The organism is Aquabacterium sp. (assembly GCF_035476535.1).
Classification (GTDB): Bacteria; Pseudomonadota; Gammaproteobacteria; order Burkholderiales; family Burkholderiaceae_C; genus Pseudaquabacterium.
Map to the genome: position 1 here is coordinate 1 of NZ_DATILJ010000057.1, position 20,430 is coordinate 20,430.

At 70.3% G+C, this 20,430-nt stretch carries 15 protein-coding genes and 1 pseudogene; 9 read left to right on the plus strand and 7 right to left on the minus strand.

Translation table 11 applies throughout. The features are described 5' to 3' along the window. The 3 genes and pseudogenes from VLK61_RS05865 to VLK61_RS05875 all read left to right on the plus strand — a co-directional run. A pseudogene (locus VLK61_RS05865) lies at positions 1-484 on the plus strand (2,4-dienoyl-CoA reductase); the annotation flags it as partial. Between the two features lie 35 nt (positions 485-519). Then, positions 520-1,641, plus strand: coding sequence for an NAD(P)-dependent alcohol dehydrogenase (locus VLK61_RS05870; RefSeq protein ID WP_325419205.1), 1,122 nt, complete (start codon positions 520-522; stop codon positions 1,639-1,641). After that, a complete protein-coding gene (locus tag VLK61_RS05875) occupies positions 1,638-3,038 on the plus strand; it encodes an aldehyde dehydrogenase family protein (RefSeq protein WP_325419207.1) in 1,401 nt (466 codons plus the stop codon). The genes VLK61_RS05870 and VLK61_RS05875 overlap by 4 nt, the downstream gene beginning before the upstream one ends. Before the next feature lie 24 nt (positions 3,039-3,062). Here VLK61_RS05875 and VLK61_RS05880 read toward each other — a convergent pair whose 3' ends face one another. Continuing rightward, the gene (locus VLK61_RS05880) at positions 3,063-4,271 is read right to left on the minus strand and encodes a vanadium-dependent haloperoxidase (RefSeq protein ID WP_325419209.1); all 1,209 of its coding nucleotides are present in this window, start codon (positions 4,269-4,271) and stop codon (positions 3,063-3,065) included. A 104-nt stretch (positions 4,272-4,375) separates the two neighbouring features. Next, entirely contained in the window at positions 4,376-7,375 is a 3,000-nt protein-coding gene (locus tag VLK61_RS05885) for an ATP-binding protein (RefSeq protein WP_325419211.1), read from the minus strand. A 117-nt stretch (positions 7,376-7,492) separates the two neighbouring features. On the opposite strand from VLK61_RS05885, the gene cysK reads away from it, so the two are divergent. Both cysK and VLK61_RS05895 read left to right on the plus strand, forming a co-directional pair. Continuing rightward, complete coding sequence (gene cysK / locus VLK61_RS05890; RefSeq protein ID WP_325419213.1) at positions 7,493-8,557, plus strand: cysteine synthase A; 1,065 nt, start codon at positions 7,493-7,495, stop codon at positions 8,555-8,557. A gap of 2 nt (positions 8,558-8,559) precedes the next feature. After that, positions 8,560-10,065 (plus strand): pyridoxal phosphate-dependent decarboxylase family protein, encoded by a 1,506-nt coding sequence (locus tag VLK61_RS05895; protein WP_325419215.1) that lies wholly within the window; start codon positions 8,560-8,562, stop codon positions 10,063-10,065. Positions 10,066-10,123: 58 nt separating this feature from the next. Here the strand turns inward: VLK61_RS05895 and VLK61_RS05900 are convergent, their stop codons facing one another. Genes VLK61_RS05900 through VLK61_RS05910 form a run of 3 tightly spaced genes read right to left on the minus strand, consistent with a single transcriptional unit; the run spans position 10,124 to position 14,754 of the window. Further along, on the minus strand, positions 10,124-10,333 hold the full coding sequence (locus tag VLK61_RS05900; protein ID WP_325419217.1) for a YgaP family membrane protein: 210 nt from the start codon (positions 10,331-10,333) through the stop codon (positions 10,124-10,126). Continuing rightward, positions 10,330-13,680, minus strand: coding sequence for an efflux RND transporter permease subunit (locus tag VLK61_RS05905; protein ID WP_325419219.1), 3,351 nt, complete (start codon positions 13,678-13,680; stop codon positions 10,330-10,332). The genes VLK61_RS05900 and VLK61_RS05905 overlap by 4 nt, the downstream gene beginning before the upstream one ends. Before the next feature lie 21 nt (positions 13,681-13,701). Next, entirely contained in the window at positions 13,702-14,754 is a 1,053-nt protein-coding gene (locus VLK61_RS05910) for an efflux RND transporter periplasmic adaptor subunit (RefSeq protein WP_325419221.1), read from the minus strand. Between the two features lie 171 nt (positions 14,755-14,925). Between VLK61_RS05910 and VLK61_RS05915 the strand changes: the two genes are divergently transcribed. Both VLK61_RS05915 and VLK61_RS05920 read left to right on the plus strand, forming a co-directional pair. Next, positions 14,926-15,294: an ArsR/SmtB family transcription factor gene (locus tag VLK61_RS05915; RefSeq protein WP_325419223.1), complete on the plus strand. Its 369-nt coding sequence runs from the start codon at positions 14,926-14,928 to the stop codon at positions 15,292-15,294. A 104-nt stretch (positions 15,295-15,398) separates the two neighbouring features. Then, a complete protein-coding gene (locus tag VLK61_RS05920) occupies positions 15,399-15,926 on the plus strand; it encodes a hypothetical protein (protein ID WP_325419225.1) in 528 nt (175 codons plus the stop codon). Positions 15,927-15,973: 47 nt separating this feature from the next. On the opposite strand, the gene VLK61_RS05925 is transcribed toward VLK61_RS05920, so the two are convergent. Both VLK61_RS05925 and VLK61_RS05930 read right to left on the minus strand, forming a co-directional pair. Continuing rightward, positions 15,974-16,807, minus strand: a complete 834-nt coding sequence (locus VLK61_RS05925; protein WP_325419227.1) for a metallophosphoesterase family protein — start codon at positions 16,805-16,807, stop codon at positions 15,974-15,976. Positions 16,808-16,899: 92 nt separating this feature from the next. Then, positions 16,900-17,739, minus strand: a complete 840-nt coding sequence (locus VLK61_RS05930; RefSeq protein WP_325419229.1) for a hypothetical protein — start codon at positions 17,737-17,739, stop codon at positions 16,900-16,902. Positions 17,740-17,976: 237 nt separating this feature from the next. Between VLK61_RS05930 and VLK61_RS05935 the strand changes: the two genes are divergently transcribed. Continuing rightward, positions 17,977-20,061, plus strand: coding sequence for an esterase-like activity of phytase family protein (locus VLK61_RS05935; RefSeq protein ID WP_325419231.1), 2,085 nt, complete (start codon positions 17,977-17,979; stop codon positions 20,059-20,061). A 150-nt stretch (positions 20,062-20,211) separates the two neighbouring features. Continuing rightward, positions 20,212-20,427 carry a hypothetical protein gene (locus VLK61_RS05940; RefSeq protein WP_325419232.1) on the plus strand — a complete coding sequence of 72 codons (216 nt, stop codon included), beginning with the start codon at positions 20,212-20,214 and terminating at the stop codon, positions 20,425-20,427. Positions 20,428-20,430: the final 3 nt, after the last annotated feature.

A 20,430-nucleotide genomic window follows, 5' to 3' on the forward strand; every position in this document is an offset into this window, starting at 1 on the left:
CAGCGGCCCCAGCGGCCCCAGCGGCGATCCTGCGGCGCTCGATGCCGACAAGTTCTACGCGGAATGGGGCGTGGACACGCGCCCCGGCCCGCACAGCGGCCTGCGCGCGCCGCGTGTCGAGGCCTCGCCGCGGCGCATCCATCTGCTGCAGCGCAAGGCCTCCAAGGTCGGCGAAGGCCTGGGCGTGTCGACCGGCTGGATCCACCGCGCGGCGCTGAAGAACCGCGGCGTCGAGATGATTGCCGGCGTGAGTTATCGGCGCATCGACGATGCCGGCCTGCACATCCATGTGAGCGGCCAGGAACGGCTGCTGGCGGTGGACCACGTGATCGTTTGCGCCGGCCAGCTGCCGCAACGATCGCTCGCCGGCGGCCTGCACGGCGCGCAGGCACGCGTGCACCTGATCGGCGGCGCCGACGAGGCCGCCGAGCTGGACGCCAAGCGGGCCATCAACCAGGCGGTGCGGCTCGCGGCCACGCTGTGAGCGCCAGTCGCGACCCCCACAACACGAGACGACACATGGACATCCAGGCGGCGCTGCTGCGCGAACCCAAGGCGGCCTTCAGCATCGAGACGGTGCAGCTCGACGCCCCGCGACCCGACGAGGTGGTGGTCGAGATCGTGGCCTGCGGGCTGTGCCACACCGACCTGTCGGTGCGTGACGGCGTCATCCCTTTCCCGGCGCTGCCGAACGTGCTGGGGCACGAGGGCTCGGGCGTGGTCATCGCGGTGGGTTCGGCGGTGAGCAAAGTCGCCGTCGGCGACCCGGTGGCCTTGTCCTTCGCCTCCTGCGGCGCCTGTCCGGCGTGCGAGGCGGGCACGCCCGCCCGCTGCGACAACTTCCTGCCGGCCAATTTCATGGGCCGGCGGGCTGACGGCTCCTGCACTCACCATCAGCACGGCCAGGACATCAACGGCTGCTTCTTCGGCCAGTCGTCGTTTGCCTCGCATGCGCTGGTGCGGGAGCGCCACGTGGTCAAGGTGCCGCATGACGTGCCGCTGGAGTTGCTGGGCCCGCTGGGCTGCGGCATCCAGACGGGCGCCGGCACCATCCTGAACCACCTGAAGCCGCAGCCGGGCAGTTCGGTGGTGGTGTTCGGCGCCGGCGCGGTGGGCTTGTCGGCCGTCATGGCAGCCAGGATCGCGGGCTGCACCACCATCATCGCGGTCGACGTGCACCCGGCCCGGCTGGCCCTGGCCCGGGAGCTGGGCGCGACCCATGCCTTGCACGCCCGCGAGGACGACGTGCTGGCCCGCATCAAGGACATCACCGGCGCCGGCGCCGACTGCGCGGTGGAAGCCACCGGCGTGCCCGAGGTCGTGGCGCAGAGCATCCGCTCGGTCCGGCGCGGGGGCCAGGTGGCGCTGCTGGGCGTGGGCCGCATGGACGCGCCGCTGCCGCTGGTGCTGGGCGACCTGCTCAGCGGCGCGGTGATCCAGTCCGTGGTGGAAGGCGACAGCGTGCCCGACAGCTTCATCCCGCAACTGATCGAGTTCTACCGCCAGGGCCGCTTTCCGTTCGATCGGCTGATCCAGTTCTACGACTTCGCCCAGATCAACGAAGCCGCCCACGATGCCGAGACCGGCCGCGCCATCAAGCCGGTGATCTGCATGCCAGGTGCCAACAGGAGACGACCATGACCGCCACCGCCCACGACATCGACCGCCTGTTTGCGCGTCAGGATGCGCATCAACACCGCGTGCGCGCGACCTCGGCCGAGCAACGCATCGCCAAGCTCCAGGCGCTGCGCGCGGCCGTCGTGGCCCACTTGCCGGCCGCGGTCGCGGCGATGGCCGAGGACTTCGGCAAGCCGGGCTTCGAGGCCGCGTGCGAGGTCGCCGCGCTGCTGGGCGAGATCGACCACGTCGTGGCCCACCTCGCGCAATGGATGCAGCCGGTCGAGGTGCAACCCAGCGCCTCTGCGGCGCCGGGCGCCACGGCGCGCATCCTGCGCGAGCCCAAGGGCCAAGTGCTGATCTTCGGGCCCTGGAATTTCCCCTTCGCGTTGCTGCTGCAGCCGCTGGTGGGCGCCGTCGCCGCCGGCAATGTGTGCGTGCTGAAGCCGTCCGAAATCACGCCCGCGACCAGTGCCGTCTGCGCACGCCTGCTGCGCGCCACTTTCGAAGAGGCGGAAGTCGCCGTCGTCGAAGGCGGCCCCGAGATCGCCGCGGCGCTGCTCGAACGGCCCTTCGACCACATCTTCTTCACCGGTTCCACCCAGGTGGGCAAGCGGGTGATGGCCGCGGCGGCCAAGCACCTGGCGTCCGTGACGCTGGAGCTCGGCGGCAAGTCGCCTGTCATCATCGATGACGACGTCGACCTGGCCCAGGCGGCCTCGCGCATTGCCTGGGGCAAGTACATGAACGCAGGGCAGATCTGCCTGTCGCCCGACTACGTCCTGGTGCAGGCCGCGCAGCGCGACGCGTTCGTGGCCGAGGTCGCCCACTACGTGGGCACATCGTTGCACGTCGGTGGGGCGTTGAACGAAGCGGACCTGAGCCAGATCGTCAACGAGCGCAACCTGCGCAGGCTCGCCGGACTGATCGACGACGCGGTGGGCCGGGGTGCCCGCATCGCGCTGGGCGGCCAGGTGCTGGCCTCGCGGCGCCTGGCGCCCACCATCCTCGTCGACGTGCCGCGCGACGCCGCCATCATGCAGGAAGAGATCTTCGGCCCGATCATGCCGGTGCTGAGCTACGAAGATATCGACGACGCGGTGAACTTCGTCAACGGGCGCGGCAAGCCGCTGGCGCTGTATGTGTTCAGCCGACGCGCGGCGTTCGTCGACGCGGTCCTGGCGCGCACGTCGTCGGGGGGCGTCACCATCAACGACGTGATTGCCCATGTCGCGGAGCCCGGCTTGCCCTTCGGCGGCGTGGGGCCGAGTGGTTTGGGTTCGTATCACGGGGTCTACTCGTTCCTTGCCTTCAGCCATGAGCGCAGCGTCTACGGCCAGGCCGCCGAGAACCCGATGGAGGCCTTTGGTCGTCCACCCTATGCGGGCAAGCTCGAGATGCTGACGAGCATGATCAGCTGAGACACAAACCACATCCGACAGCGTTTATTGCGCCGCGGCGGCACGCGCTTTCAGTACCGCCAGCTCGCCGATCGTGCGGCCCATCACCAGGCTGGTGTCGTTCGTCGAGCGGTAGTGCAGCCCGCCCCAGACGCGCGCCATCGCCACTTCGTTGGTGAAGTCGTCGATGCGCGTCCAGCGCCGCGTCGCGCCCTTGGCCGTCGGGCTGCTGGTGGCCAGCGTCACTGGGCCAGACCCGACCTCGGCCTTCAGCACCGCGCCGACGGCGCCGGCCAGGATGCTGTGGCCGCTCGGGTATTCCGGGTGCATCGGCGTGTCGATCAGCGGCAGCCAGCCGGCCTCGCGCGTGGTGGCGTCGTGGCCGTCGAGGTCGGCATTGCGGATCGCGGTCACCGGGCGCCAGAAGCGGTAGTGGTGCTTGGCATCGAAGACGGCGATCAGCGCGTCGTCCATCGCCTGCGCCGCCGTCGCGAACAGCCGCGCGTTGGCCGCGATGTCGCGCCCCGGCGCCAGCGCGACCGAGCGCACGACGCCGTGGTAGATCGCCGGCAGCGAGTAGTCCCAGAAGCGCGCGATGTCGGTCTGCTCGGCGCTGCGGCGCGTGCTGTCGCGGCCGCCGTAGGCCTTGATCTCGTCGAAGTCGCGGGCCCAGGTGTCGCTGGTCAGCGCGGGCGGCGGCCCCGGGCGGTACTGCGACGGGCTGGCCATCACCCACGGCGTGCGTGCGGGCCACGCGGTGGCGGCCGGCAGCGCGGTGGGCACGTAGACGCCGGGCTGGTTGCCGATGTGCGGGCGCGTTGCATCGGCGGCCGCGAAGACCGGCGCTTCCTTGGCGCGTGCGGCGAGCACGGCGGCGGCCGCACGTTCGCCGGCGGCGATGCCGGTGGCCTTCGCCGGCGCATCGGGCAGGGCCGCCAGCATCGCCGTGTAGCTCGCTTCGATGGCCGCTTTCTGCGCCGGCAGCAACGCCGACAGCGCCGCGCGGTTCGCGGCGGCCACGGCGGCGTCCTGCGCCGCGGGCGGCACCTGCTGCACCGCGTCGTGCACGGCGGTCTGCACGACGGCCATCACGCGCATGGCCGGCGGCGTGCCGAGCTTGGCCTCGGCGATGAACTCGCCGGCCTTGACATTCCAGTCGGTGACCGCGTCGGCATGGGCCGGCGACGCGAATTGCAGGACGGCCAGCGCGATGCCGGCGAAACAGGGCAGGGCAGGGGAACGAACGGGGGTCATGGTGAGGTCTCGATGAGAAGCTTGGAGAGCCTGCACTGTGCGCAGGGCCGCGTTCCATGCGCGTTCCACGCCGCGGCGCGGCGCGGCAGGCGCGCTGCCCGTGTTCAAGCCAGGTCGGCGATCAGCGGGGCGTGCGCCAGCGGCGCTTCGGCGACGATGCGCTGCATCAGCTCGGACAGAGGCCATCCGGGCCAGGGCGGGTCGGCCGTCTGCGGCGGACGGCGGCGTGTCCACGCGGCGAGCAGCTCGTCGCGATCGGGTGCACTCAGCGACGGCTCGGCGGCTGCGAAGCCGAGCACGCGGCGCGCGGTGCGTGCATGGCCTTGCGCGTCGAGCAGCTCGGCGAAGGCCATCATCACCGACGGCTTCACCGACTGCATGCCCAAAGTGAGCGTCACCTCGGCGGCGTCCGCCAGCAGCGTGCGCGCCTCGCCGAGCGCGCCTTGCCGCGTCACGATGCGCGCCAGGTGCACCTGCAGCCAGGCGGCCAGCGAGCGCAGGCCGGCGGCCTCGGCCCCGGCCAGGCCTTGTTCGGCAAACGCCCGCGCGGCGCCGACGTCGCCGGCCTTCAGTGCCAGGTCGCTCAGGTTGGCCAGCGCGAAGGCGCGCGTGCTGACCAGGCCGTGGCGCTCGCACAGCGCCTGCGCCTCGAGCAGGTGCTGCCGGGCCGCATCGTCCTGGTCCAGGAAGGTGTACAGCGAGCCCAGGTTGTTCAGGCACACCGCCAGGCGCGCGTCGTCGCCGTGGTGGCGGTGCTCGGCCAGCGCCTCCAGCGCCAAGCCGAGCGCCTCGTCGTAGTGGCCCAGGCGCTTCTCGCACAGCGCGAGGTTGTCCAGCGTCGACGCGATGTCGCTGGCATGGGCGCGCGCACGCGCCAGGTCGAGCGCGCGCAGGTAGGTCTCGCGCGCCTGCGCCGAGCGGCCGGCGTAGTGCGCGCAGCCGGCCTGCACCGCGAGCGCCTGGTAACACGCATCCCGATCGGCCGAGGGCTGCGCCGCCGTCAGCGCATCGGCTGCCGTCGCCTGCGCGTCGGCGTAGCGCGCCAGTCGCATCTCCATCAGCGCGCACTGGCCCAGCACGCGGGCGCGCAGCACGTCGTGGGCGGCCGCCAGCGGCGAATCCGCGGCCGCGCGCCACAGCGCCAGCCCGTCCTCGAAACGCGCGCGGTGCTCGAAGTAGTGGTGCCAGGCCGGCAGCACGCGCAGCAGCGCGGCGGCGTCGTGCCGCACGATCGAGTGCATCCACGCGCGGCGGCCGTTCTCGAAGTCGTCGTCGATCGCGCGCAGCGCCTCGCGCCGGCCGCGTGCGGCGCCCGGCTCCAGTTGCTGCAGCCAGCCGTGGAAGTGCGCCGCATGCCGGTCCTGCGTCGCCGCGTGAGCGTCCAGTGCCTGCAGCCGCAGCGCCGCCAGCTGCTGCACCAGCGGATGCAGGCGCATGCGTTGGGTTGTGGGCTGACGGTCCTTGGCCAACAGCGACTTGTCGGCCAGCGCGCCCAGCACCGGCAGCGAGGCACCGGCCACCGCGCGTGCGGTCTCCACCGAGAAGCCGCCATGGAACACCGACAGCCGGGCGAGCGCCTCGCGCTCGATGGGGCCGAGCCGGCGCCACGAGTGCTCGAACACCGTCTCGAGGCTGGCATGGCGCTGCGGCAGGCGCGCATCGGCGGCGCGCAGCAGCTCGGTGCCCTGGTGCAGCTCGCGCGCGATGTCGGCGCAGGACAGCACGCGCACCCACGCCGCCGCGAGCTCCAGCGCCAGCGGCAGCCCATCCACCTGGCGGCAGATGTCGACGATGGACGCGGCGTCGGGACCGGGCGAGAACGCGGGCTCGACGCGCCGCGCCGCATTGACGAACAGCCGCACCGCGTCGAAGGCCTCGACGCGGTCGCCGTCTTCCGGATCGGGGCAGGGCAGGCCTTCGATCGGCAGCAACCACTCGTCGGCCAGCTGCAGCCGCACGCGCGAGGTGACGATGGCCTTCACGCGCGGACACTGCTGCAGCAGCAGTGCCAGCGTCGTGGCCTGATCGGCCAGTTGTTCGAAGTTGTCCAGCACCAGCAGCAGCTGTCGGTCGCGCCACGCGTCGATCGCACGATCCAGCGCGCCGCCGCTGCGCTGGCCGGTCGCCACGCCGGCCTCCTGCGCCAGGCGCAGGCCGAACTGCGCGGCGGTCTCGACGTCCTCGAGCACGACGAACGCCGCGCCATCGGCATGCTGCGGCGCCAGCAGCTGCATCGCGCGCCGCGCCAGGCGCGACTTGCCGACGCCGCCCGGGCCCACCAGGCACAGCAGCCGGCATTCGTCGCGCGACATCAGGTCGGTGATGCGCGCCAGCTCGCCGGAGCGGCCGACGAAGCCGTCGTCGGCGGCCGGCGCGGCGGCGGGTGCGGTCGATGCGCTCGCGTGCGGCGCGGCCGATGAGACCAGGCTGTCGTGCAAGGCGCGCAGCGCGGCGCCCGGCTCCAGCCCCAGGTCGGCCTGCAGGCGTTCGACGAACTGCCGGTAGGCCGCACGGGCCGCGCCGGCCTGGCCGCTGGCGGCCAGCGCGTTCATGCGGTGCTGCAGCGCGGCTTCGTCCAGCGGGTCCGATTCAAGCAAGCGCGCGGCCAGCGCCAGCGCCGCCGCCGCATCGAGGGCGCCGCCCTCCAGGCAAGCCAGCGCGGCATGGCGCCAGGCCGCGCGCAGGCGGTCGCGCTCGAAGCCCAGCCAGCGCGTCCAGCCCTCGCTCTGACCGTCGTCGAAGCCGTCGAGCAGCTCGCCACCATAGGCCGCCAGGGCCTCGGCCGCACGGCCCTCGTGCAGGGCCGTCTCGAAGGCGGCGACATCGGTGGGCACGTCGAAGCGCAGCGCCACCGTCTCGGTCACGACGGCCTGCGCCCAGGGCAGCAAGGGCAGCCGGAACAGCGTCTTGCGCAGGTTCGCGAAGGCCTGCTTGTCGCTCAGCTCGGGCCACAGCAGCGCCGCGACCTCGGTGCGCGGCACCCACTGGCGCCGCAGCGCCAGCAGCACCGCCAGCTGGCTGCGGCGCTCGAAAGGCAGCACCAGCGTGCGGCCGCCGTGTTCGACCGCCGGCACGCCGAACAGCTGGAAGCGCAGGTCCGCCATGGTGCGCCGAAGTATCCCCCGGCGGGCGCCGAGGAACGCGCGTGGAACGCGGCGCTGCGCACAGTGCGCTGCCGCCGGACGCTTCCGGCGCTTCCTTCCACCCGTCGAGGACTCTTCATGCCCCGCTACGACAACATCCTGCAAACCATCGGCAACACACCGATCGTCCGTCTCAACAAGCTGGCTCCGCAAGGCGTGCATCTGCACGTGAAGTTGGAGTCGTTCAACCCGCTCGGTTCGGTCAAGGACCGGCTGGCGCTGGCGGTGATCGAGGACGCCGAACGCCGCGGCCTGCTGCGCCCGGGCCAGACGGTCATCGAGGCCACCAGTGGCAACACCGGCATCGGCCTGGCGATGGTCTGCGCGCAGAAGGGCTACCCGCTGGTGCTGACGATGGCCGAGAGCTTCAGCGTCGAGCGCCGCAAGCTGCTGCGCTTCCTGGGCGCCCGCGTGGTGCTGACGCCGGCGGCCGAGAAGGCCACCGGCATGCTGAACAAGGCCATCGCCCTGGCCGAGCAGCACGGCTGGTTCCTGTGCCGCCAGTTCGACAACGAGGCCAATGCCGAGATCCACACCCGCACGACGGCGCGCGAGATCCTCGACGACTTTGCCGGCGAGCGCCTGCATGCCTTCGTCTCCGGCTTCGGCACCGGGGGCACGCTGCTGGGCGTGGCGCGCGCACTGAAGGCGGCCGACCCCGCGGTGCGCATCGTCGCCGCCGAGCCCGACGTCGCGCCGGTGCTGTCCAGCGGCATCCCGCAGCCCCGCGGCGCCGACGGCCAGCCGAGCGCCAGCCATCCGGCCTTCAAGCCGCACCCGATGCAGGGCTGGTCGCCGGACTTCATCTCGCGCCTGACCGAGGCCGCGATCAACGAAGGTTTGGTCGACCAGATCGTGAAGGTGAACGGCGCCGAGGCCATGCGCCTGGCGCGCGCATTGGCGACGCAGGAAGGCATCTTCGTCGGCACCTCCAGCGGCGCGACGCTGGCCGCGGCGCTGGAGGTTGCGCGCAGTGCGCCCGCGGGCAGCCACATCGTCTGCATGATGCCCGACACCGGCGAGCGCTACCTGTCGACGCCGCTGTTCGAGGGCATCGACATCGAGATGAACGACGAGGAGCGTGCGATTGCCGCGTCGATCTCGGCCGCCCCCGCGCCGGTGCCGCAAACCGTGCCGGCCTGAGCATGTCGTCTGCTGACGCCGCCGAAACCGGCCGCCTGCGGCCCTTGCTCGAGCGCCTGGGCGCCGGGCTGGACGCGTACTTGAGCTTCCAGCATCCCGACGCGCTGCACGACAGCGCACGCTGGCGCACGCGCCTGGACACGCCGCTGCCGCAGGCCGGCATCGGCGCCGACGCGGTGGTCGACGAGCTGCTGCACGAGGTCGTGCCCTACGGCTCCGCGATACCGCGGCCCGGCTTCAGCGGCTTCATCACCACCGGCGCGACGAGCGTCGCGACGCTCGCCGCCACGGCAGCCGGTGTCGCGTCGCCGCAGCGCTACGGGTTGACGGCGTTCAACTTCCTCGAGGAGCTGTCGCTGCGCTGGCTGGCTGAAGCCTTCGGGCTCGGCGCGATGCAGGGCGTCTACAGCAGCGGCGGCTCGACCGCCAACCTGCTGGCGCTGGGCGCGGCACGGCAGCGCCTGTTCGAACAGCGCGGGCGCGATCCGGCGGCCGACGGCCTCGACCGGCCAGTCGCGATCTATGCCAGCAGCGAGACCCACCACACCGTGCAGCGCGCCGCCGGCGTGCTGGGACTGGGCCGCCGCGCGGTGCGCGCCATCGCCTGCGACAGCGGCGGCCGCCTGCGCGTCGATGCGCTGCGCGAAGCGCTGGCGGCCGACCGCCGCGCCGGCGTGCTGCCGATGGCCATCGTCGCCAACGCGGGCACGACGAACACCGGCGCGATCGATCCGCTGTCCAGCCTCGGCGAGCTCGCGCGGGCGCAGGGGCTGTGGTTCCACGTCGATGGCGCGTACGGGCTGCCCGGCGTGCTGGACGAGCGCATCGCCGCGCTCTACAAGGGCGTGGAGCACGCCGACTCGGTGATCGTCGATCCGCACAAGTGGCTGGGCGCGGCGGTCGGCATCGGCGCCACCTTCGTGCGCGACCGCGCGCTGCTGCAGCGCGCGTTCACGCAGGAGCCGGCGCATTACCTCGAGGGCAGCGTGCAGACTCCGGCGATCGGGTCGGTGACCGGGCCGGCGGCCGAGCCCGCGACGCTGCACTCGATGGACGATTTCGGCATCCCGTACTTCGACTTCGGCGTCGAGTTGAGCGCGCCCAGCCGCGGTGTCGTGGTGTGGGCGCTGCTGCGCGAGATCGGCGTCGAGGGCCTGCGCCAGCGCGTGCGCCGCCACAACGACATGGCCACCGCCGTCGCGCAGATGGCGCGCGCGCACCCGAACCTCGAGCTGCTGCTGGAGCCGACGCTGTCGATCTGCTGCTTCCGCTACGTCGCGCCCGACATCGACGACCTCGACGCGCTGAACCGCCAGCTGCACCGCCGCCTGATGCGAGAGAACCGCAACATGCCCAGCACGACCAGCGTCGGCGGCCGGCTCGCGCTGCGGCCCTGCTTCGTCGGCGCGCGCACCGGCATGGCGCAGGCGCGCGAGCTGGTGGCCGACGTGCTGCGGCTGGGCGATGCGCTGGTGCGCGAGGGCGCGGTGTCGGCGGTGCAGGCCTGATCACCTGCTCTCGCAGTTGCCCTAGCACGCGCTTGAGAAGCCGCCGATCGAGCGAGTCTCACGCCCCCTCGCGGGCGCCGAGCTTGCGCACGATGGTTTCCATCAGGCACCACTTGGTGAGCGCGCTTTGCAACAGGTTGGCCCCGACGAAGGCCGTGAAGCCGAGGAACCATGGGCTGATGAAGACCGGGCTGCCGGGGATGCCCAGCGCCAGCGACAGCAGGATGAAGGTACCGGCGACGAGACGGACGATTTGCCAGGAAGTCATGTGATTGCTCCGTGAGTTGAGGGCTTGGAAGGCTTGGCAGCGTTGGCTTGCGCCGCGTCGGCTTCGGCGTCGCCGGACCCGGTGATGGCGTCCAGACGGTGGCGATAGGCCATGAAGTAGAGGACCGGAATCACCACCAGCGTCAGCACGGTGGAGACGAAGATGCCGAAGATCAGCGAGATGGCCAGCCCATTGAAGATCGGGTCGTCGAGGATGAAGAAGGCACCGAGCATCGCGGCCAGGCCGGTCAGCACGATGGGCTGGGCGCGCGTGATCGCCGAAGCGACGATGGCGTCCTTGAAGGCCACGCCGTCGCGCACCTGCAGGTTGATGAAGTCCACCAGCAGGATCGAATTGCGCACGATGATCCCGGCCAGCGCGATCATCCCGATCATGCTGGTGGCCGTGTACTGCGCGCCCAGCAGCGCGTGGCCCGGCATCACGCCGATGATGGTCAGCGGGATCGGCGCCATGATGATCAGCGGCGTGAGGTAGGAGCCGAACTGCGCCACCACCAGCAGGTAGATCAGCACCAGGCCGACTGCATAGGCCGCGCCCATGTCGCGGAAAGTCTCGTAGGTGATCTGTGATTCGCCGTCCCACTTGATGGCGTAGTCCCGGTAGGCCTCCTCGGGCTGGCGAATGAAGTATTCCTGCAGCGTGCCGCCGCCCGGCGTGGCGATCTTCTGGATCTCGCCGCGCATCGCGAACACGCCATAGAGCGGGCTGTCGAGCGCGCCGGCCATGTCGGCAACGACGAAGCTCACCGGCAGCAGGTCCTTGTGGTACTGCGGCTGCTCGCGCACCGTGTCGCTCACGCTCACCAGTTCGCGAATCGGCACCAGCTTGCCCTCGGCGCTGCGCACGGCAAGCTGCAGCAAGGCGTTCAAGTCGCCCTGGCGTTCCGGCGGCAGCCGCAGCACTGCCGCGGCCGGGTATTTGCTCTGGTCATGCAGATAGGCGGTGGCCTCGCCCGCCAGCCCGGCGCGCAGCGTGGTGACGATGGCCTGCTGCGGCACGCCCAGCATCGCGGCCTTGCGGCGGTCCACCAGCAGCAGTGTCCTGGGCGCCGCAGCGAGGCTGCTGTCGTCGACGTCCACCACGCCCGGCGTCTTCTCGAACACCGCGCGCACGGCCTTCGCCACCTGCTGGCGGCCGGCGGCTTCGGGGCCGTAGACCTCGGCAACGATCGGCGACAGCACCGGCGGGCCGGGCGGCACTTCGACCACCTTGACGTTCGCGCCGAAGCGGCTGGCGATGCGCTGCAGTTCGGGCCGCACACGTGTGGCGATAGCGTGGCTCTGGTCCTTGCGCAGGTGTTTGTCGACCAGGTTCACCTGCAGGTCGCCCACGTCGCCCCCGGCGCGCAGGTCGTACTGGCGCACCAGGCCATTGAAGTTGATCGGCGCGGCAGTACCGGCATAGGCCTGGTAGTCGCTCACCTCCGGGACGCTGACGAGGTAGTTGCCCAACGCGTGCAACACCGCGGCCGTCTGCTCGACAGGCGTACCGGCCGGCATGTCGACGATGACCTGGAACTCCGACTTGTTGTCGAAAGGCAGCAACTTCAGCAGCACCCCGCCGGTGGCCGGCAGTGCCAACGACACGGCGATCAGCGCGGCGATGCCCAGGCCCAGCAGGCCACGATGGCGCGCGCCGCGCCGTTCGTCGAGCAGGGGGCGGAACAGGCGCTCGAAAGCCGGCGCGATGCGGGCCGACAGGCCGTGGTGGGCCGCCGCGGGGCTGCCCTGCAGATCGGTGGGAGCGGCGACGTCGGGCGAGGCCTTCATCCACAACCTGGCCAGCCATGGCGTCACGATGAAGGCAATCGCCAGCGACAGCAGCATGCCCATGCTGGCATTGATCGGGATCGGGCTCATGTACGGGCCCATGAGCCCGGAGACGAAGGCCATCGGCAGCAGCGCGGCAATGACCGTCAGCGTGGCCAGGATCGTGGGACCGCCGACTTCGTCCACCGCGCCCGGGATGATCTGCGTCAGCGTGCGGCCCGGATGGAGCGCCTGGTGCCGGTGGATGTTTTCCACCACCACGATGGCGTCGTCGACCAGGATGCCGATGGAGAAGATCAGCGCGAACAGCGACACCCGGTTCAGCGTGAAACCCCAGGCCCAGGAAGCAAACAGCGTCACCGTCAGCGTCAGGATCACGGCACTGCCGACGATGGCGGCCTCGCGCCGGCCAAGTGCCAGGAACACCAGCGCAACGACCGAAGCGGTGGCGAACAGCAGCTTGGTGATGAGCTTCTGCGCCTTGTCGTTGGCCGACGCGCCGTAGTTGCGGGTCTCGGCGACCTGCACGTCGCCTGGGATCACCGTGTTGCGCAGCGCGTCGACGCGGCGCATGACCGCGTTGGCGACATCGATGGCGTTCTCGCCGGGCTTCTTGGTGACCGAGAGCGTCACCGCCGGGTACTCGACCGCCGGGGCCGCAGGGGCTGCGGCGTGCTTGCCAGCCACGCCATGCCAGACGTAGCGGCTCGGCGGCAGCGGCCCATCGTGCACCTGCGCCACGTCGCGCAGGAAGACCGGCTTGCCGCCGCGCACGCCCACCACCAGGTCGGCGACTTCGCTGGCCTGGCGCAGGAACGGCCCGGCCTCGATGGCCACCGAGCGGTTGCCGGAGATCAGCTCGCCGACCGGCAGCCCGAGGTTGGCCGACAGCAGCGCCTGGCGCAGCTCGGCCACCGTGATGCCGACACTGGCCATGCCGGCCGGGTCGAGCTCGACCATCACCGCGCGGCCCGGACCACCGATGGTGGTGACCTCGCGCGTGCCGGGCACACGCTTGAGGTCGGCTTCGACGCTGTGGGCCACCCGCTCCAGATCGAAGGGACCGGCAGCCGGGCTCGTGCTGAACAGGGTCAAGGTGACGATCGGCACATCGTCGATTCCCTTGGGCTTGATGATGGGATCGAGCACGCCCAGCCCCTTGGGCAGCCAGTCGGCGTTCGAGTTCACCGTGTGGTACAGGCGAACCAGCGCCTCGGTGCGCGACACACCGACCTTGAACTGCACGGTGATCACGGCCAGGCCCGGGCGCGACACCGACATCACGTGTTCGACGCCGGAAATCTGCGCCAGCACCTGCTCGGCCGGTCCGGCCACCATTTGCTCGACATCCCGCACCGCCGCACCCGGAAAGGGGATCAGCACGTTGGCCATCGTGACGTTGATCTGTGGTTCTTCCTCTCTCGGTGTCACGCCGACCGCGAACAGGCCGAGCAGCAGCGCGACCAGCGCCAGCAAGGGCGTGATCTGCGCCCGCAGGAAGTAGGCCGCGATGCGGCCGGAAGCGCCCAGGGCCGCGGGATGGGACGGTGAGGACATGGTCGGGACGGGCTGCCAGCTTCAGCGGATGCGGGCAGCGGCCTGCGGGTCGGTGACGACACGCTCGCCGGGCATCAGCCCCGACAGGACCTCGACCTTGTCGCCGTCCGCCCGGCCCAGGCGCACCTGGCGCAGCACCGGCCTGCCGTTGGGGTCCAGCACGTAAAGGCCCGTCATCTCGGCGCGGCGGACGATGGACGGTGACGGCACCAGCAGGGGCGCACCGGCCGCTGCGGCCCCGCCCACCGGGACGGCCAGCCACAGCCGGGCGAACATGCCTGGCGCCACGCCGGCCACGCCCGCAGGCAGGTCGGCGCGCAACTGGACCGTGTGCGTGCCCGGATCCACCGTCGGCAGCAGCTGCAAACGCACCGGCGTCACCCACTGCCTCCCCGCCGGCAGGCCCGGCAGCTCGACGCGGGGCAACTGGCCCGCGGCCATGCGGGCGGCGACCGTTTGCGGCACCGCGACGGTGACCCGCAGGGCGGCGGGGTCGTACAGGGTCAGCAGTGGGCGACCGGGCATCGCCATGTCGCCCAGCGACACCGGGACCTCGGCGATGACGCCGGCGAAGGGCGCCCGCACGATGTGGAAGCCGCTCTGCGTGCGCGCAGCGCCCGCTTGCGCCAATTGGGCATTGACCTGTGCCTGGGTCGACTTGAACTCGGACTCGGCTCGCTCCAGCGCGGCCTGGCTGATGTAGTTCTTCTGGAAGAGCTGCTTCTGGCGATCGAAGTCCTTGCTGGCCACCTCCAGCGAGGCGCGCGCGGCCTGCACCTGCGCATCCGTGGCGGCGGCGTTCTGATCCGCCGCGCGTGCATCGATGCGCAGCAGCACCTGGCCGGCAGCCACGCGGTCGCCGGCCTTGGCATCGAGCCGGACCACGGCGCCAGGGACCTGCGCGGCGACGACGGTCTGGCGCAGCGCTTCGACCACACCATCAAAAGCCGAAGCGGCGCTGCCCGTAGCCGCTTGGGCGGCCACGGCAGCGAGCTCCCCCGCCAGCGCCCCAGTCGGCGCGGCCAGGCCGAGCCATGCGGCGATGGCGAGATGGCGGAGTGGAATCGCTTGCATGGGGCCTCGTCCAAGCTGTGCCGGGCCTCGCAGGCCAGGATCAAGATCACGGGATGTCGATAGTATTTGCGTACATAGCTAAATAGTCAAGTAGGATATTACGCAAAGAGCGAGCAAAGCAGGGCGCAGCGAGGCATCATGGCGACTGTTCAACATCCGGCTTGTCCTCCCATGGAAGGTCTTCCCGAAGAGGCATTGGCCCAGGTGGCGGCGTACTTCCAGGCGCTGTCCGAGCCGACGCGCCTGCAGATCCTCAACCTGCTGCGCCAGGGCGAGCGCAGCGTGGGCGAACTGGCCCAGTTGTGCGGCTACAGCTCGGCCAACATCTCGCGCCACCTGGCACTGCTGACCCAGCGTGGCCTGGTCCGCCGCGAGAGCCGCGGCAACAGTGCCTACTACAGCATCGCCGACGCGTCGGTCTATGCGCTGTGCGACCTGGTCTGCGGCAACATCGCCCGGCAGCTGGAGCGCATGGCCAAGGGGCGGTCGGCGTTCATGGCCCCCGCCGCGAAGAGCGCGCGATCGCGATCGTCAAGGTGATGGGCACTGGGCGCGGGTCGGCGCGAAGTGAGCGCCACTCGATCGGAGTGGATGGGTATGGATATACTGTTTATACCGTTTACTCTGTTCAAGGATCACCGCGCATGGCCAATGCCCAGACCTCCCCCGCGGCCCCGGAAACCCAGGCGTCGGCGGCCGAGCAGCCCGCGGCGATGAAGCCCGTGGATACAGGCGCGGCCGCTGAGCCGAAGCCGGTAGTCAAGCCGAACCGGAACGCCAAGCCAAAGCCGGCCGCCAAAACGAAAGCGACCACCAAGCCGAAGCCAGGCGCCAAGCCGAAACCGGCGGTCAAACTGAAGCCGGCCACCGAGCCGAAACCGGTGGCTGCCAAGAAAGCGGCTCCCGCCAAGGCAGCCAAGCCCCAGGCGGCTGCGGCGCCCAAGCCGGCCAAGCAGAAACTGGTGCGCGACAGCTTCACGATCCCGCGCGCCGAATACGCGGTGCTGGACACGCTGAAGCAGCGTCTGGTCCAGTTGGCCCGCCCGGCCAAGAAGAGCGAGGTGCTGCGCGCCGGCATCAAGCTGCTGGCCACGCTGCCGGACGCGGCGCTGCTGGAAGCGCTGGGCGTGGTGCCGGAAATCAAGACCGGCCGGCCGAAGAAGGCCAAGTAAAGCGGCATCGCACCGGCTGTTGCCGCTGGCGGCGGCGGTGCGCTTGGCTAGGCTGCTTTCGCCGTCGCCACGTCGTGGGCCATGGCCCGGAAGAATTCGAGCGTGCTGACGTCGTGTCGTCTCATCCCGTCGGGACACCAGAGGTCGAACCCGGCGGCGCTGCCGCTCAGCTCGAGCAGGCCGATGCCGACCAGCTTTTCGCCGATCCGGGTCTGCATGTCGTCCGGAAGGATGAAGGCCGTCGATGGCATCCACAGGTGGCGAACGCCATCGACCGCGGTGTCCAGGTACTGATGCGTGTGCCCTGACACCACCAGTCGAAGCGTCGGCTGCAACAGGCCCTGGAGCAGGCGCTCGGCGGCAGCACGGCTCACATAGCGCCCTTTGCGCGCGAGTTCGCCGGCTTGCGGGCGCAGCATCGGGCGGTGCAGAAACAGGGCGGTGTGCGCATGGTCAGCCGCGGGGGCGGCCTGCTTCGCGATCCACTCCCACAACACCGCCTCCTGCGCCGAGTCGGTGCCCAGCAGCTGCGCGTTGATGCCCAGCAGCTTCCAGTCACCGGCCTTGACCACCCAGCGGTCGGGGCCGAACACACGCTCGTAGGCCGCCAGCAGCCGCTCGTCCAGCGGCTGTTCGCCCGAGCCGTCGCCCACGTCGTGGTTGCCGGGCACGCAGCGCACTTCGGTGGGCCATTGCCGCGTGTGACCCGAGGCGAATGCCAGCTCGTCGCCGTGCATCTGGCCGTCCAGCGTGATGTCGCCCAGATTGACGGTCAGGTCCGCCCCCAGCCGTTCTACTGCGCGGCGTGCCGCATGCCAATTCGCCACGCACTCGGGTGAGCGGGCGGACAGGTGCGTGTCTGCAATCAGGGCGATGCGCATGGTGTCGGTTCCTGTCGACCATCCCGCGATCGACCCTGCAGCCTAGGGCGCCGAGATGACATGCACATGTCGGCCGGGCCTCTCGGATGGGTTCAGGTGTGACGAAGGGGCCCGGGCGGACGGCTGCCGGCACCCGGCACCGGTGCGTGCACCAGCGCGATGCTCAGCCATACCGCGACGCTGAAATACAGCGTCATCCACGGCATCTCGCTCTTCCAGTCGTCCCAGCGGTGCGACACCACCCAGCGCCCGGACGTGTCGAGCACGCCCTGCAGCAGGCCGAGGTAGCTGCGCCCGCTGGCTTCGTCGGCCAGCCAGCGCGACCAGTACATCGGCACGTCGACCGCGAACATGAAGCCGACATAGCCCAGCCCGGCCACGCACCACAGCGCCATCAGCGGGCGCTGGCGCGCGTCGCAGCGCGGCCAGATCAGCACCAGCGCGGCCACCGACAGCGCGGCGCTGAAGCCCCAGAGCGACTCTTCGACCACATGCCCGAGGTTGGATGTCGTCAGCACCGAATACCACGAGAAAAGCTCGGCCAGCATGATCAGCGGCAGCACGGCGCGCGAGGCCTGCCTGCCGAAGGCGCTGCCGGTTTCGCGGGACGCTTCCCGCAGCATCAGCGCCCATTGGGCGACGAAGCACAACTCGGCGATCGTCGCCACCGAGCGGCCGACGATCACGCTGGACAGCCAGGAATCGAACAGGCACAGGCGCGGCACGTCGTAGACCGGCAGCACCGAACGGTAGGCGCAGCCCAGCACATAACCAGCGGACAGCAGCAGCTGCAAACGGCGCATGTCATAGGCCTGCGGCGGCAGCACCGCTTGCCGCCGCCGCAGCGCGTTGGCGCTGCCCAGCCAGGCCGCCACATTCAGCGCGCTGACGGCGCAGAGAAACAGCCACCAGCCCAGGACGCTGAGCATCATTCAGCCGCCCGGCGGCGGGTTCGATGCACCGGGGAACATGCGCACAAGCTCACCTCGAATTAACTGTATAAACAGTATATTCCTTTGATGCCGCTTCTCAATGAAGCACGTGCGGCTGCCAGGCGCATGGCATGGCAAGGCCGCAGGCCTCACGTCCGGCGGTTCATCTGCGTGTCACCGAGCGCCGCTACCGTCGCCGGTTGCTCGACTCGTGGCCCCTGGCCACCCACCACCACCATGAACTCCAGCACGCCCCTGCTGTCTCTGTTGAGCCTGCTGCTACTGACTGCCTGCAGCGACGACGCCGAAACGCCCGCCATCAGCGCCCGACTGCTGGACGGTGCCGTCGAAGGCGCGCAGTACAGCGCCAGTCCGTCCGGCCTGAGTGGGCGCACTGGCGCCGACGGTTTGCTGAGCTGCAAGCCGGGCGACAAGCTGGCCTTCAGCGTGGGTGGCGTGAGCCTGGGCACGGCCGATTGCAGCGCGATGATCAGCGCCGCCGACCTGGCTGGCACCGCCACACTCAGCGAGTTGAAACTGCAGAACCGGCTGGTCTTCCTGCAGGCGCTGGACGAAGACGACGATCCGGCCAATGGCATCCGCATCACCGCGGCCGTGGCCGACGCGCTGGTCGGCAAGAGCCTGGACTTCAACGCCGCGGCCGACGCCTTCGACACTGCGCTGAAGGCGCTACTGCCCGGCGGCCAGACCGATGTCTATGGCCAGGCCTACAGCGCGCGCAGCCTCGGTGCCGCGCGCCGCCTGGCGGCGGTCGAGCACTTCGAGTCGACGTTGGCCAGCGAGATGGGCAAGACCGAGACCAGCCGCAGCAGCCAGGCCAGCGCCGGTGGTGAGGTGATGATCACCAAGTACCAGCTGCGCGCCGACAACAGCCTGTACGTGCCTTACGAGGGCAGCCACGCCGCGTCGCGCAAGGACTTTCCCAAGGGCTTCTACCCGGCGGTGGGTTCCGGCCTGGCCTTCAAGGGCAAGGCCGCCGACGGCAGCCTGGAGTTCTGGGGCATCACCGACCGCGGCCCGAACGGCGACAGCCCCAACGCGCCGCGGCCGGACAACGCGGTGCTGACCAGCATCACCAAGATGTTCCCGGCACCGAGCTTCACGCCGTCCATCGGCACGATCACCGTCGGCACCAAGGGCGCAGTGCTGAGTGCGCTGATGCCGCTGAAGTCTGATGCCGACACCCGCCTCAGCGGCCGGCCGCTGCCCTTCGGCAGTGTCGGCAGCAGCGCCGAAATTCCGCTGAGCGATGCGCTGAAATACGACAGCGGCAAGGGCGCCTTCGACGCCCAGGGTCTGGACAGCGAGAGCCTGGTCTACGACAGCGTCGCCAAGGTGTTCTGGACCTCGGACGAGTACGGCCCGTTCATCGTGCGCATCGACGCGGCGACCGGCGTGATCCAGAAGCGCTATGCGCCAGGCACGTCGCCCGGCAGCCTTCCCGACATGCTGAAGCACCGCCGTGCCAACCGCGGCATGGAGGGCCTGGCGATGGACCTCTCCAGCAGCAAGCTGCATGGTTTCCTGCAAAGCCCGATCGACCCGCTGGACGCGGCCGGCAAGAGCATCGAAGTTGTCGACGCGGCCGACCTGGACCAGGACGGCAAGAAGGACGACAAGGTCAAGATCCGCGACTTCGCGCCCTTCGCGCGCTGGATCGAGTTCGATCCGAAGACTGAAGTCTCCAGGCTCTACGCCTACCCGTTGGCCTATCCGCTGGCCGCCAGCGGCGGCAAGTGGGACCGCAACCGCACCGGCAGCGCCAAGCTGGGCGACCTGTTGTCGCTGGGCGGCGGTCGATTCATCGTCATCGAGCAGGGCGCCGATGCGACCGGCACGGTGCGCAACTTCCTGATGCTGGTGGAAGTGCCGGCAGGCGCCACCGACATCGCTGCCATCGGCATCGAACTGGAGAAGAACAGCATCGACGGCAGCACCGCCAGCGCCACCGCCTGGGCCGATGTCGTGAAGCTGAAGAAGACCGTGCTGATGGACCTCAACGCCGCCGGCTGGAAGGCCGAGAAGGCCGAGGGCCTGGCCATCGTCGACGCCCAGACGCTGGCGCTGATCAACGACAGCGACTTCGGCCTGCGCACCAGCCTGGTCGACGCCAATGGCAAATTGATCGACGGCGACCCGACGGCTTGCGCCGTCGACATCAACGGCGTGATCCTCCATGACGGCACCTGCACCGCCGGCGCGGTCGGCGTGCGCGTGACGCGCGGCAACGACATCGATCGCAGCACGCGCATCTGGCTGTTGAAGTTTCCGAAGGCGCTGACGAGTTACGCGCTGCCGTAGGCGGCCGGTCGCTGACACTCGATTCGCCATCTCGTCCTGACGTGATGCGGATCAGGGTTGTTCGACAGGCCGGGGATCGCAACGGCTTAGACTGTCATCGGCTGCGTACCGCCAGGGTGCCGCCGACTTGTCTTTCTGTCGGAGATCCCCATGCACGACGATGCCACGGTCAAGGTCTTCAGCTTCTACACCGATGGGGCTCACGTCGAGAACCCGACGGTCTCCACCTTCAAGGCAACGCCTGCCGCCATTCGCAAGCTCGGTGGCAGTGTTATCGAAGCGACCGGAGAGGAAGTGGCGCTGTCGGAGCTTGACCAGCATGGTCGCTACCGGCGCCTGGCCACCGGCTGGGGCGCACTGGACTGAAAC